Origin of the sequence: Salinimicrobium sediminilitoris, assembly GCF_020866905.1 — a bacterium.
GTDB lineage: Bacteria > Bacteroidota > Bacteroidia > Flavobacteriales > Flavobacteriaceae > Salinimicrobium > Salinimicrobium sediminilitoris.
In genome coordinates this window covers 834,207-846,257 of record NZ_JAIVCC010000005.1, presented here as the reverse complement: position 1 = coordinate 846,257, position 12,051 = coordinate 834,207, and the positions used below count along the sequence as shown (strand labels likewise).

13 protein-coding genes are annotated in these 12,051 nt (G+C 41.1%); 9 read left to right on the top strand and 4 right to left on the bottom strand.

The window, feature by feature from the left end:
- Positions 1 to 34 precede the first annotated feature (34 nt).
- The 5 genes from LA313_RS08930 (at position 35) to fabD (ending at position 3,382) form a co-directional block, all read left to right on the top strand.
- On the top strand, positions 35 to 484 hold the full coding sequence (locus LA313_RS08930) for a 2TM domain-containing protein (protein WP_228914336.1): 450 nt from the start codon (positions 35 to 37) through the stop codon (positions 482 to 484).
- A gap of 3 nt (positions 485 to 487) precedes the next feature.
- The gene (locus LA313_RS08925; protein WP_228914335.1) at positions 488 to 979 is read left to right on the top strand and encodes a dihydrofolate reductase; all 492 of its coding nucleotides are present in this window, start codon (positions 488 to 490) and stop codon (positions 977 to 979) included.
- Positions 927 to 1,823 carry a fructosamine kinase family protein gene (locus tag LA313_RS08920; RefSeq protein WP_228914334.1) on the top strand — a complete coding sequence of 299 codons (897 nt, stop codon included), beginning with the start codon at positions 927 to 929 and terminating at the stop codon, positions 1,821 to 1,823. The genes LA313_RS08925 and LA313_RS08920 overlap by 53 nt, the downstream gene beginning before the upstream one ends.
- 92 nt (positions 1,824 to 1,915) lie before the next feature.
- Positions 1,916 to 2,416, top strand: coding sequence for a pyridoxamine 5'-phosphate oxidase family protein (locus tag LA313_RS08915; protein WP_228914333.1), 501 nt, complete (start codon positions 1,916 to 1,918; stop codon positions 2,414 to 2,416).
- 84 nt (positions 2,417 to 2,500) lie between these two features.
- On the top strand, positions 2,501 to 3,382 hold the full coding sequence (gene fabD, locus LA313_RS08910) for an ACP S-malonyltransferase (RefSeq protein ID WP_228914332.1): 882 nt from the start codon (positions 2,501 to 2,503) through the stop codon (positions 3,380 to 3,382).
- Positions 3,383 to 3,492: 110 nt separating this feature from the next.
- On the opposite strand, the gene LA313_RS08905 is transcribed toward fabD, so the two are convergent.
- Positions 3,493 to 4,773, bottom strand: coding sequence for a metal-dependent hydrolase family protein (locus LA313_RS08905; protein WP_228914331.1), 1,281 nt, complete (start codon positions 4,771 to 4,773; stop codon positions 3,493 to 3,495).
- 7 nt (positions 4,774 to 4,780) lie between these two features.
- Positions 4,781 to 5,914, bottom strand: coding sequence for a DegT/DnrJ/EryC1/StrS family aminotransferase (locus LA313_RS08900; protein WP_228914330.1), 1,134 nt, complete (start codon positions 5,912 to 5,914; stop codon positions 4,781 to 4,783).
- An 84-nt stretch (positions 5,915 to 5,998) separates the two neighbouring features.
- Here LA313_RS08900 and LA313_RS08895 point away from each other — a divergent pair, with 84 nt between their 5' ends.
- The 4 genes from LA313_RS08895 (at position 5,999) to LA313_RS08880 (ending at position 8,914) form a co-directional block, all read left to right on the top strand.
- A complete protein-coding gene (locus LA313_RS08895; RefSeq protein WP_228914329.1) occupies positions 5,999 to 7,237 on the top strand; it encodes a 3-deoxy-D-manno-octulosonic acid transferase in 1,239 nt (412 codons plus the stop codon).
- 102 nt (positions 7,238 to 7,339) lie between these two features.
- Entirely contained in the window at positions 7,340 to 7,579 is a 240-nt protein-coding gene (locus LA313_RS08890; protein ID WP_228914328.1) for a hypothetical protein, read from the top strand.
- A 72-nt stretch (positions 7,580 to 7,651) separates the two neighbouring features.
- Complete coding sequence (locus LA313_RS08885; protein WP_228914327.1) at positions 7,652 to 7,888, top strand: hypothetical protein; 237 nt, start codon at positions 7,652 to 7,654, stop codon at positions 7,886 to 7,888.
- 111 nt (positions 7,889 to 7,999) lie between these two features.
- A complete protein-coding gene (locus tag LA313_RS08880) occupies positions 8,000 to 8,914 on the top strand; it encodes a glycerophosphodiester phosphodiesterase family protein (RefSeq protein ID WP_228914326.1) in 915 nt (304 codons plus the stop codon).
- Here the strand turns inward: LA313_RS08880 and LA313_RS08875 are convergent.
- Together LA313_RS08875 and LA313_RS08870 are read right to left on the bottom strand one after the other, a co-directional pair.
- Positions 8,911 to 9,288 carry a response regulator gene (locus tag LA313_RS08875; RefSeq protein WP_228914325.1) on the bottom strand — a complete coding sequence of 126 codons (378 nt, stop codon included), beginning with the start codon at positions 9,286 to 9,288 and terminating at the stop codon, positions 8,911 to 8,913. The two genes, LA313_RS08880 and LA313_RS08875, sit on opposite strands and share 4 nt — an antisense overlap.
- Positions 9,281 to 11,920, bottom strand: coding sequence for a PAS domain S-box protein (locus tag LA313_RS08870; RefSeq protein WP_228914324.1), 2,640 nt, complete (start codon positions 11,918 to 11,920; stop codon positions 9,281 to 9,283). Before LA313_RS08870 ends, LA313_RS08875 begins: the two co-directional genes overlap by 8 nt.
- Between the last annotated feature and the right edge of the window lie 131 nt (positions 11,921 to 12,051).

Here is a 12,051-nt window from a genome sequence, read left to right as displayed (position 1 = left end):
TAAATTTGGGTAGATATCTAAATTACCTATAAAAATGGGGCTGGAAAAAAATAGTTCTTCAAAAATTGATCCTGAGCAGCGAATACTCATCGAAAGAGCGCAGATGCGGGCGAGACAAAAGAGAAGGTTGTACCAACACTTCATTGTCTTCCTGCTGGGCTCGGTGGTTCTTATCCTTTTAAACGTGATCTTTGAAATAGGTCGTGATATCAATCCTTTTGGATTGGACTGGTTTGTATGGGCTATAATATTCTGGGCTTTGCTCCTGCTTATTCATGCCTTTAATGTGTATGTCACCAATAAATTCTTTGGAAAAGACTGGGAAAATGAGCAGGTTGAAAGACTTGTGGCCAAACAGCGACAAAGGATCGAGGAAATTCAAAAGGAAGTAGAAAGGGAACATCCATTGCCAAAAAAAGATCAACCCTACATCCCTCCCACTACCCACAAACCTATTGATCCAGATGCTCCAATAAATTCTTAATAAATGGGAAAAGTTACTTTGATCGCAGCTGCAGGTGAGAACAATGAATTGGGTAAAGACAAAGACCTGGTGTGGCATTTACCCGATGATTTCAAAAGGTTCAAAAAACTAACCACGGGCCATACGATCATCATGGGTCGCAAGACGTTTGAGACCTTTCCTCAATTGCTTCCAAACCGCAAGCATGTTATTATTACCCGAAAGCAGGATTACAATCCCGAAGGAACTATTGTGGTGAATTCTTTGGAAAAAGCACTTGAAAAGGCCAAGGAAGACTCTCAACCTTTTGTAATTGGCGGAGGCGAGATCTACAAATTATCAATGGCAAAGGCAGATTGTATCGAACTCACCCGTGTCCACGGAACTTTTGAAGCCGATACTTTTTTTCCGGAAATTGACGAGAAAAAGTGGAAGCTTGTAGCTTCTGAAACGCATCCAAAGGATGAACGTCACAATTTCGCATTTACTTACCTTACTTACGAACGTGCCGAATGATCAACAGGTTATAAAGGAACTGGCGAACCGGGAGGGCTTTGAATTAAACAAGGTCACTTCCCTTTCGGGAGGCAGTATTAATGCGGTTTATCTTCTTGATACTTCGGAAGGAAAAAAGGTCATCAAGATAAATTCTGCGGGAAAATTCCCCAATATGTTTGCTGCCGAAAAGCAAGGACTTGAAGCCCTGAAAAAAGCTGAAGCTTTTGATGTGCCGGCTGTTTTGGGTTTGGGAGAAATAGAGGACATGGCTTACCTGCTTTTGGAACACAAAAAAGAAGGGGGTCAAAAAAACCATTTTTGGGAGGTATTTGGGGAGCAGCTTTCCGAACTTCACAAAGCATCGGCAAAAGAATTCGGTTTTTCCGGGCCAAACTACATTGGCAGCCTTCCCCAGTATAACGAAAAACGAAAATCTACAGCCGATTTCTTTATAAGCCAACGGTTGGAGCCACAGGTAAAAATGGCTTCAGAAAGAGGATTTTCGCTGGGCGACCTTTCAGGATTTTATCAGAATATTTCAGAAGAAATTACCGAAGAAGCCCCTGCCCTGCTACACGGAGACCTCTGGAGCGGCAATTATATTACAAACGAAGAAGGTTTGCCTTGCCTCATTGATCCTGCTGTATGTTATGGCCCACGAGAAATGGACCTGGCAATGATGAAGCTTTTTGGAGGATTTCCTTCGGAAGTATTCGAGGTTTATCACGCACATTTTCCGCTTCAGCAGGGATGGGAAGAGCGAATTCCTTTGTGGCAGCTGTATTACCTCCTGGTCCACCTTAATATATTTGGCAGCAGTTATCTTCCGCAGGTAAAAGGAATAATCCGCCGCTTTTCATAATCTTAACAGGCTTCGCTGTTCTTTTAGCAGTTCTTTAGAGGACATCCCTCCCTAATTCCTTTATATTTAAATGGATAAACATAAAAAAAGATATGAGCACAGAGAATTTAAATAAAGAGAAATCGTGGGAAAAGCTAAAAGAAATGGTAGACGACATAAAAGTAGCCATGATGGTTACCGGGCTTGAAAAGAAGCCGATCAATGCCATTCCCATGAGTACAAAAAAGGTAGACGAAAAAGGAAATATCTGGTTTATTAGCATGGGCAATAGTGAACACAACCAGAATTTAAAGACAAATCCCGATGTTCACCTGCTCTACAGTGATCCCGACGATATGGAATTTATGAGCCTTTATGGAAAGGCAGAGATCACCAAAGACAGGGCAGTACTCGAGGATCTATACAACCCCAGAACCGACAACTGGTTTGACGGGCCCGACGATCCTAACTTAACCGCGATAAAAATTACTCCTGCAGAGGCATATTACTGGGACACGAAGACCAATAAGTATGTTACCCTCTTTAAAATGGGAGTTGGTGCCCTTACAGGTGACAATAAAGATATTGGCGAAAAAGGAAAATTAAACCTTTAGAACCAGCTTCATAAGACAAATCCTTACAGTCCCGCTGTAAGGATTTTTTTATTTTACTAATTTTGCAGACTAATCACCAATGATATGAAAGCATATATATTTCCAGGCCAGGGAGCACAATTCACAGGAATGGGACAGGATCTCTATGAGAAATCCCCTCTTGCAAAAGAACTTTTCGAAAAAGCCAATAATATTTTAGGGTTCTCAATCACGAAGATCATGTTTGAAGGAACCGACGAAGACCTTAAGCAAACAAAGGTAACTCAACCGGCAATTTTTCTCCATTCGGTTATTTTATCCAAAGTATTGGGAGATTCCTTTAAGCCCGATATGGTTGCAGGCCATTCCTTGGGGGAATTTTCGGCCCTTGTTGCCAACGGAACTTTACAATTTGAAGATGCATTGAAATTAGTTTCTAAAAGAGCTTTGGCCATGCAAAAAGCCTGTGAACTGGAAGAGTCTACCATGGCTGCAGTTTTAGGACTTGAAGATCATCTGGTAGAAGCCATTTGTGCCGATATTAAAGGTACAGTTGTGGCTGCTAACTATAATTGCCCGGGACAACTGGTAATTTCCGGGGATCTTTTAGCTGTGGAGAAAGCCTGCGAAGAATTAAAAGAAAGAGGTGCAAGAAGAGCCATGATCCTTCCCGTGGGAGGTGCTTTTCACTCTCCCTTAATGGAACCTGCAAGGGAAGAGCTGGCAGCCGCAATTAAAGAAACCGATTTTAAAACCCCTTCCTGCCCCATATATCAAAACGTATCCACTTTTGCCGTTACAGCTCCTTCTGAAATAAAGAAAAACCTGATCTTTCAATTGACTGCGCCGGTAAAATGGACCCAAAGTGTTCAAAACATGATCAAAGATGGTGCTACTGAATTTATTGAAGTAGGCCCGGGAAAAGTGCTTCAGGGATTGGTAAAGAAGATAGACAGAAGTGTGCAGGTGCGTTCTGCAGAATTTTAAATATTAGAGTCAAGAGTGTCAAGAGTCAAGAGTCTGAACAAGGGCTGGGGCAATAAGTAAAAAGCCGGAGAAAATCTCCGGCTTTTTAGCCTTTCATGTTTAGCAGGATATTATTTATGCTTGTAAACCTTACCTTCTTTCATTACAAACTGCACGTCTTCCAAAGTTTTTATATTGCGGATGGGATCTTCCTTTACTGCAATAATATCGGCAAAGAAACCGGGTGCCAGTTGTCCTAATTCTTTTTCCATCTTCAAAATTTGTGCAGGAACAATGGTGGCCGACTGAATGGCTTCAAGTGCCGGCATCCCTGCCTCCACCATATAACCAAACTCTTTCCCATTTTTGCCATGTTCAAAAACTCCGGCGTCTGTTCCAAAGGCGATCTTTACTCCCTTTTTATAAGCTTTCCCGAAAGTGTTTTGAATTTGCGGTCCAATTTCCCGAGCTTTTGGTACTACTAACTCCGGATAATAATTTTCTATTTTGGCTTTTTCGGTCACTTCTTTTCCTGCAGTTATCGTGGGGACCAGATAAGTACCGTGCTTTTTCATAAGCTCCATTGTTGCGTCACTCATCAAGGTGCCGTGTTCAATAGTAGTAACCCCTCCTTTTATTGCCCGCTGCATACCTTCATCTCCATGAGCATGAGCTGCAACATGAAAACCATAATCTTTTGCAATATCTACGATAGCTTTTATTTCTTCAAGGGTGAACTGCGGATTGGAACTACTTTTGGCGACACTTAATACTCCGCCGGTAGCTGTGATCTTGATAAGATCGGCTCCATTTTTATAACGTTGCCTCACTGCTTTGGCTGCATCTTCAACAGAGTTCACCACACCTTCTGCAGGCCCCGGGTCTCCGGCAAATTCCCTGTTCATCCCGTTTGAAGGATCGGCGTGACCTCCCGTGGTGGCAAGAGACTTGCCCGAGGTAAAGATTCTTGGACCTTTCACCTTGCCTTTATTAATGGCATCCCGTAACGAAATATTTACTCCACTGCCTCCCAAATCCCGCACTGTAGTAAATCCCGCCAGGAGAGTGGTTTCGGCAAAAGCAACAGAATTAAAAGCATCATCTGCAGGATCATTAGTAAACCGCTGCAGGTATTTCGAAGGATTGGTTTCACTCTCCAGGTGCACGTGCATATCGGTCAACCCGGGAAGCACGAACATGTTCCGTAGATCAATTAAACTGTCTGAAGTTCTTGCCGGTTGCACAAAACCATCCCTGATTTCCCTGATCTTTTTTTCCGAGACAATAATTGTCTGATCGTTAAGGACCTTTCCGGTTTTAGTATCCAAAAGTTTTCCGCTGTGAATGTAAGTGTCCTGTGCAGCAGCTACAAAAGTAAACAGCAGAGTGCAGGCCCAAAGAAGATATTTCATATAATACTTATTTCGTCAAAAAATCGGTTATAGTATTTGTAATATAGGAAATTTGTTCATCATCAAGTTCGGTGTGCATTGGAAGGGAGATCACCTCCTCTACCAGGCGATTGGTCACAGGAAAATCGGCCTCATTATAACGCTCATCCTTATATGCCTTTTGGCTATGGAGCGGGATTGGATAATAAATACCATGAGGAATACCTTTTTCTGCCAGGTGTTTAGCCAGTCCATCTCTTTTCCCATTGGCCACTTTGATAGTGTATTGATGATAAACATGGGTATCATCTGCACCTTCGGTATAAGGCACGGTTATACCCTCTACACCTTTTAGGGCACGGCTATATTTTTGTGCAGCTTCTTGCCGGGCCTTATTATACCCGTCCAACTGTGGAAGTTTCGCTCTAAGAACTGCGGCCTGTAAGCTGTCAAGCCTTGAATTCACGCCCACTACATCATGGTGGTAGCGCTCATACATCCCGTGATTCACAATTCCCCTTATGGTATGGGCCAAATCATCATCATTAGTAAAAATTGCGCCTCCATCTCCATAACAACCCAGGTTTTTGGAAGGAAAAAATGACGTGGACGCAGCATGTCCAATTGCTCCGGTTTTTTGGGTTTTACCGTCCTTAAAATGGTAATTAGAACCAATGGCCTGTGCATTATCCTCAATCACATATAGATCGTGTTCCCTTGCAATTTCCATAATTGCATCCATGTTTGCAGCCTGCCCGAACAGGTGCACCGGAACGATAGCCTTGGTGTTTGGTGTAATGGCCTTTTTAATGGCTTCGGGATCGATATTGAAAGTATCGGGTTCCACATCTACAAGGACAGGGGTTAACTGAAGGAGTGCAATTACCTCCACGGTTGCCGCAAAAGTAAAATCGGCAGTGATTACCTCATCACCTGGTTTTAATCCCAATCCCATCATAGCTATTTGTAAGGCATCTGTACCGTTTGCGCAGGGGATCACATGTTTTACATCCAGGTAAGTCTCCAATTCTTTTTGAAAAGCATGAACTTCGGGTCCATTAATAAAGGCAGTGGTATCGAGAACTTCTAAAATAGAGTTATTGACAGTATCTTTTATTTTTTCGTATTGACCCTTAAGGTCAACCATTTGTATATTTTTCATCTTATAAAGTTAGGACTACGAAAATACGAAGAATGTCACTTTTGCCAATGGTATTTTATTATTTTAGCACCCAAACCACCAGTCTTGCATTTTCTCTACAATTTCGCCATTAAATCTGCTGAAAAGTTACTCCCCCTGGCGGGAAGATATAATGAAAAGCTCCGCCTTTTTAACCACGGAAGAAAGGACCTTTTTGAGCATCTTGCTACTGAAATTGCACCTACAGACAGGACCATATGGTTTCATGCAGCATCCCTTGGGGAATACGAACAGGCCGTGCCGATGATTGGGCAGGTAAAGGAAATATTTCCCAAACATAAAATCGTGCTAAGCTTCTTCTCCCCTTCAGGTTATGAAGTAAGGAAAAGCACTTCCCTGGTAGATGTGGTAACTTACCTTCCTCTGGACACCAAAGAAAATGCCTCAAGGTTCATTGACCTTGTTCACCCCGATTGGGCTCTTTTCATAAAGTATGAATTCTGGCCCAATTTCCTTGAAGAACTTAGGAGAAGAAAGACCAGGACTTTACTGATATCGGGAGTTTTCAGGGAAGATCAGGTGTTTTTCAAGCCCTATGGAAAATGGATGAGAAAATACCTTGAGGCGTTTGAGTACTTTTTTCTTCAGAATCAAAACTCAAAAGAGCTTTTAGATAGAATAGGCTTTAAAAACTCTGAAGTAAGCGGCGATACGAGATTTGACAGGGTAAGTGCACAACTGGAGCAGAACAATCATTTAGGTTTTGTCGAGGATTTTGTAGATAATAATTTGTGTATCGTTGCCGGCAGCACATGGCCCGAAGACGAGGATTTGCTAATCAACTTCATCAACGAAGCAAAGACAGGAGTCAGGTTCATTATTGCTCCACATGCCATTAAGAAAGAAAAAATAGAAGCATTTCAAAATAAGCTTGAGGTAAGTTCACTATTGTATTCAGAGAAAGACAGTAAGCAGCTAAAGGATTATAAGGTGCTAATTATTGATAACGTGGGGCTCCTTACCAGGATTTATAGTTATGCGAATATCGCGTATGTGGGAGGTGCCGCCGGAGAAACAGGTCTGCACAATGTTTTAGAACCTGCCGCTTTTGGAATACCGGTTATCATTGGGAAAAACCACTCAAAATTTCCCGAAGCAGGAGCACTCGAAAGATCTGGAGGATTGCTTTCGGTTAAAAGTAGTGAAGAAGCCGGGGCCGCACTCACTCAACTCGTTGGTGATAAGAGTTTCCGGGAAAGAATGGGCTCAAATTCAGCTGCTTATATCAGGAAAAACAGAGGGGCAACTCCAATGATTTCAGAATATTTCTTAAAAAAACGATAAATACTTCACCTTATTCCTTCAGGCTGCAGCAGTTTATTTAAACACTTCTTTGCATATATAAAAAATAGTTTAAATTTGTTTCAACTAATTAAACATACTCACATGAAAAAATTATTTTTAGGATTACTTGTAGCTGCATTTACTCTTTCTACTTACTCTTGTAGAGAGACTACTGAAGAAAATGTAGAAACTGAAATGGAAGAAGTAGAAACTGATCTTGAAGAAACAGGAGAAGACATTGAATCTGGTCTTGAAGAAGCAGGAAATGAAATAGAAGAGGCTGGTGAGGAAACTGAGCAGGAAATTGAAGAAGAAATGAACGAAACTGACGACATGCAGTAGTTCCTTCTTTTTTGAAGAATTTAAAGCCATAAGTTTACTCTTATGGCTTTTTACATTTAAAAAATAGTAGTTATGAAAAAAGTTTTTTTGAGTTTATTGATTACAGGAGTCATCTTGACAACCTACTCCTGTAGGGAAAGTACCCAGGAAAAAACAGAAGATGCTGTAGAGGCAATAGGTGAAGACATTGAAGACGGTACACGACGTGCTGCCAGGGAAGTAGAAAAGGGTGCAGAGAAAGTAGAACAGGAGATCGAGGAAGAGATCCATGAGACCGATGACCAGGTGGAGCAGGAAAAGATAGAATAGTATATTTCTCTAAAAGTTTCACAAAAATATTTTAAAGCCGTTCCTAATCAGGGGCGGCTTTCTGGTTTTTGAAGCGGCATTTCTATATCTTTAGATAGAACTAATTGGAAAATGAGAAACCTTTTTCTGGTGTTTATTAGCTTAATTTTAATTTCTTCCTGTGTGAGTTCCAAAAATGTCATTTTTCATCCCGGTTTTGAAATAGTTGGCCACAGAGGAAATGTTTCTTTGTACCCGGAGAATACCCTTGAAGGCTTTATAAGCGCGGTGTCGCTTGGGGTAGATGCAATAGAAATGGACCTTGTGATCTCTGCCGATAAAGAAGTCGTTGTTTCTCACGAACCGTATATGGCCGCTGCCACGGTTATTACTCCAGAAGGAAAAAGGATTAGCCGTTCAAAACAAAAAAACTATAACCTGTACAGGATGACCTATGATAGCATCAGGCAATTTCCAACAGGCACTCTCAAAAACACAACATTTCGCAATCAACAGCAAAGTTCTAATGCTCACAAGCCTCTTCTCAGTGAAATATTTGAGGCAGTGGAAAATTTTAGAAAAAAAGAGGGGCTCGAACCTATCACCTATTACTTGGAGGCAAAATCAAGACCTCCCGATTATGGCATCTTTCAACCGCATCCCGGGGAATTTGCAGAATTAATTATGGAAATTGTAAGCAAGCATCAAATGGAGGAAGTTGTGATTATCAAATCTTTTGATGCAAACTTCGTCAACCTCCTGAAGCAAAAGTATCCTGATATAAAAACTTCCTATCTTATCTACGAAACTCCCTGGAGAGAAGGACTAAACCGCCTTGACTTCACTCCCGATGCAATTGGACCCTACTACAAGCAATTGAGAACAAAAGAACAGGTAAAGGAAATACAGGCCAGAGGAATAAAAGTTGTCCCCTGGACCATTAACAGCAAAAATAAAATTAAAAAAATGATCAATTTAGGTGTTGACGGTATAATAACCGATTATCCCGAGTACATTGTCAACCTAAGAAAGACAGCCGGTAATTAACTTTTCGCTTTGGATTCCAGGATAACACCTATTTTATTAACCAGCTCATCCATTTCAAAAGGTTTGGCAATAAAATCATTGGCCCCGGCCTCCCTGCATTTGGTACCGGCATCATGAAGGGCAGACATCATTAGAACCGGAATATTTTCCATTTGAGGATTGTTTCTAAGACGGGCGCAGACGTCTGTACCATTAACGCCAGAGATGAGCATGTCGAGAAGCACCAAATCAACCTTTTCGGCAATGATAAGTTTTTCGGTTTCTTCGGGTTTTGCGGTTACAGTGACATCATATTCGTAGAACTCGAGAAGGGTTTTTAGCATTTCACCAATTCCCGAATCGTCATCAACTACCAGAATTTTATTTTTATTCATTTTCTTTTTTGTTTTCCAGAAGCACAAAACTAAAGTCTGAACCTTCCCCTTTTTTACTTTTTACTTCTATATAGCCATTATGGCGCTCAATGATCTCATTAGCAAGATACAATCCTATCCCAAACCCAGAATAAGTATCATCACTCTCCACTCCTATCCTGTAAAATCTTTTAAAAATATTCTTATGGTATTTTTCATCAATCCCAATTCCCTTGTCTCTAACGCTAACACCTACCTTTTTGTCATCCACTTTTAGAATGTGGATTTCAATGTACTGACTCTCGGGTGAATATTTTATAGCATTAGTAATAAAATTGATTAGCACCTGTCCAATTCTGTCTTTGTCTGCACAAACTTTCGCATTATAGGTATGAAAGATATCCATTTGATGCTGAGTGTTCGTAAGCTTTATATCCTGAACGGTTTCTTCTACAAGTTCGTTAAGATCAAAGACTTCCTTTTTCAAATCCAGTTTATCCTCCTCCAGCCTCGAAAGATCCAGAATCTCGGCAATGAGCCTGGTGAGACGTACTACCTGATTGTCAATTCGCTCGAGTGAAGGTCTAATTGGAAAACCTCCGGGTATTTCTACCTTATTTTTTTCGAAAAAATTCAGTAGAAGCTGAACATAACCTTTGATGGAAGTCACAGGTGTTTTTAATTCGTGGCTTACCATTTTAAGAAAATCTTCCTTCCTTTTTTCTTCTTCTTTAAGCTTTTGAATTTGGGTATTAGTCCCAATCCACATTGCTACTTCCCCATCCTCTCCTCTTACCGCTTCGGCCCTGCTTAGATGCCACAAAAATTCACCGTTTCTATCCTGAAGTCTCAATTCCATTTCAAAATCGCTTCCGGTCTCAAGGGAATACTGCCACTTCTCATTGAATTCTTTCTCCTCCTGCGGGTGAATAAAGCTCTCCCAATTGCGTTTCTTGAGCTCAGAAAAACTCATGCCAGTATAGTCCAGCCAATTTTTGTTGAAGTAGATTGCTTCCCCGCCGGCATCTGTATTAATAACCTTTTCAGGCATAAGATCTGCCATGAGTCGAAAATGACGTTCCCTTTCTTTTAAAAGGTTTTTTGATTCGACCATTTCGGTAACGTCCAGGGCCATATTGAGAATACCAATGATCTCACCTTCTTCATTGCGAAGCGGCTTGTAAGTAAAATTATAGTAACCTGTTACCATCTGGCCATTCTTCATTAAATCTACCCGGTCCTCTTTTCCCCAGTAGATTTCCCCTGTCGTGAATACTTTAAGCAGGAGGTCATGAAAAGGCTGCCCCTCAAGCTCTGGTAATGCCTGGCGCAAAGTGGTTCCAATTACAGACCTGCCTTTTCCCCAGAGGTTCAGCATAGCATCATTAGCCAGCTCAATCTTCATTTCCTCGCCCATATAGACTGCTGTAGCCACAGTTGCCTGTTCTACTATGGAACGAATGCGATGCTCATTTTCTTTGATCACCTGCTCCTTAAGGTGGTCATCATGAACATCTGTGACTGTGCCTATTAAACCTTCAAATTCTCCCTTTGAATTCCATTTAGGGCGACCCCGGTCGATCACCCACCTGTAGTATCCATTTTTATTATAGAGACGAAATTTCCTGTAGTATTCCTTTTCCTCTTCATGGGCCAATTTGAAATGTGTCGCTACCATATCCCTGTCTTCGGGATGTACCGCGCTCAACCAACCAAAACCTGAGGATTCATTTCTGCTCTGTCCTGTATATAAATACCAATTCTTGTTAAGATAATAGCCTTCTCCCTGCGCATTCGAAATCCAAATAATTACCGGCACCGTATCAATAAGATTTCTCAATTCTTTCTCACTGTTCTCCAGGCTTTGCCTGTTTAGAACCTTTTCGGTGACATCTATGGCATGAACAAAAATTCCCTCAACTTTTCCTGAAGCATCCTTTATAGGCTGATACACAAAATCAAGAACTAAACTTTTCCTTCCTCTTTTATTCTTTAAATCAAGTTTTATTTCTTTTCCTATGAAAGCTTCTCCCGTATCATAGACCTTATCCAGCATTTTAATAAAGCCCTGATTTTCTACCTCGGGCAGTATTTCTTTAACAGGTTTACCTATTATTTCACGGTATTCTACAAGGGCAAGATACTTATCATTTGCAAGTTCAAATTTGTGATCGGGACCTCGCAGAGTGCATATTAGGGCAGGAACTTCAGATAGGACCTCACTAAGTAATTTACGGTAGTCAATTTTGTCCCCCTCAGGTATATTCACATCCTGAAAGCAAAGCAGGAAACCGGGTGAACCCGAACCATTAGCGGGAAAATAATTAGCATTGATCCTGAAACGGTGCTTTTTAAGTCCTGCAGATGATAAAATTACCGGAAAATCTTTTACAGCTGCTTTTGACTTTATGAGAGTATGTATAAGGTCATTTAAACGCGAAGATTCTTCCCTGTCCTCCAGCAGGGGAACCAGGTATTCTCCCGTAAAATTATCGGGGGGAGTTTCAAAGATCCTGGAAATAGCATCGTTTGCAGCAAGAATCTTCCCTTCCTCGCTTATAACCACAACCGGTTCGCGCAAAGAAATTATTAAACTTTCGGCAAATTTTATCTGTTCAGGATCTTCCATAAAGGGTGCCTGGCTGCTCTTCATTAAAGTAGTACTTCGTTTAGGAAAAAAGCTAAAATAACCTTTTCCAATTGCTATTCTATAAAAGATATCTCAAAATTCGAGGAAAAGATAATTTTGACAAAAGGTTAACACCTCGACCTGAAAGAGCCCTC

What these genes read in the sequence shown, in the direction of transcription:
- LA313_RS08905 (WP_228914331.1), bottom strand. Translation starts at nt 4,773, where the DNA reads ATGAAATATCTTCTTTGGGCCTGCACTCTGCTGTTTACTTTTGTAGCT.
- LA313_RS08930 (WP_228914336.1), top strand. Translation starts at nt 35, where the DNA reads ATGGGGCTGGAAAAAAATAGTTCTTCAAAAATTGATCCTGAGCAGCGA.
- LA313_RS08885 (WP_228914327.1), top strand. Translation starts at nt 7,652, where the DNA reads ATGAAAAAAGTTTTTTTGAGTTTATTGATTACAGGAGTCATCTTGACA.
- LA313_RS08920 (WP_228914334.1), top strand. Translation starts at nt 927, where the DNA reads ATGAACGTCACAATTTCGCATTTACTTACCTTACTTACGAACGTGCCG.
- LA313_RS08915 (WP_228914333.1), top strand. Translation starts at nt 1,916, where the DNA reads ATGAGCACAGAGAATTTAAATAAAGAGAAATCGTGGGAAAAGCTAAAA.
- LA313_RS08900 (WP_228914330.1), bottom strand. Translation starts at nt 5,914, where the DNA reads ATGAAAAATATACAAATGGTTGACCTTAAGGGTCAATACGAAAAAATA.
- fabD (WP_228914332.1), top strand. Translation starts at nt 2,501, where the DNA reads ATGAAAGCATATATATTTCCAGGCCAGGGAGCACAATTCACAGGAATG.
- LA313_RS08870 (WP_228914324.1), bottom strand. Translation starts at nt 11,920, where the DNA reads ATGAAGAGCAGCCAGGCACCCTTTATGGAAGATCCTGAACAGATAAAA.
- LA313_RS08890 (WP_228914328.1), top strand. Translation starts at nt 7,340, where the DNA reads ATGAAAAAATTATTTTTAGGATTACTTGTAGCTGCATTTACTCTTTCT.
- LA313_RS08875 (WP_228914325.1), bottom strand. Translation starts at nt 9,288, where the DNA reads ATGAATAAAAATAAAATTCTGGTAGTTGATGACGATTCGGGAATTGGT.
- LA313_RS08880 (WP_228914326.1), top strand. Translation starts at nt 8,000, where the DNA reads ATGAGAAACCTTTTTCTGGTGTTTATTAGCTTAATTTTAATTTCTTCC.
- LA313_RS08925 (WP_228914335.1), top strand. Translation starts at nt 488, where the DNA reads ATGGGAAAAGTTACTTTGATCGCAGCTGCAGGTGAGAACAATGAATTG.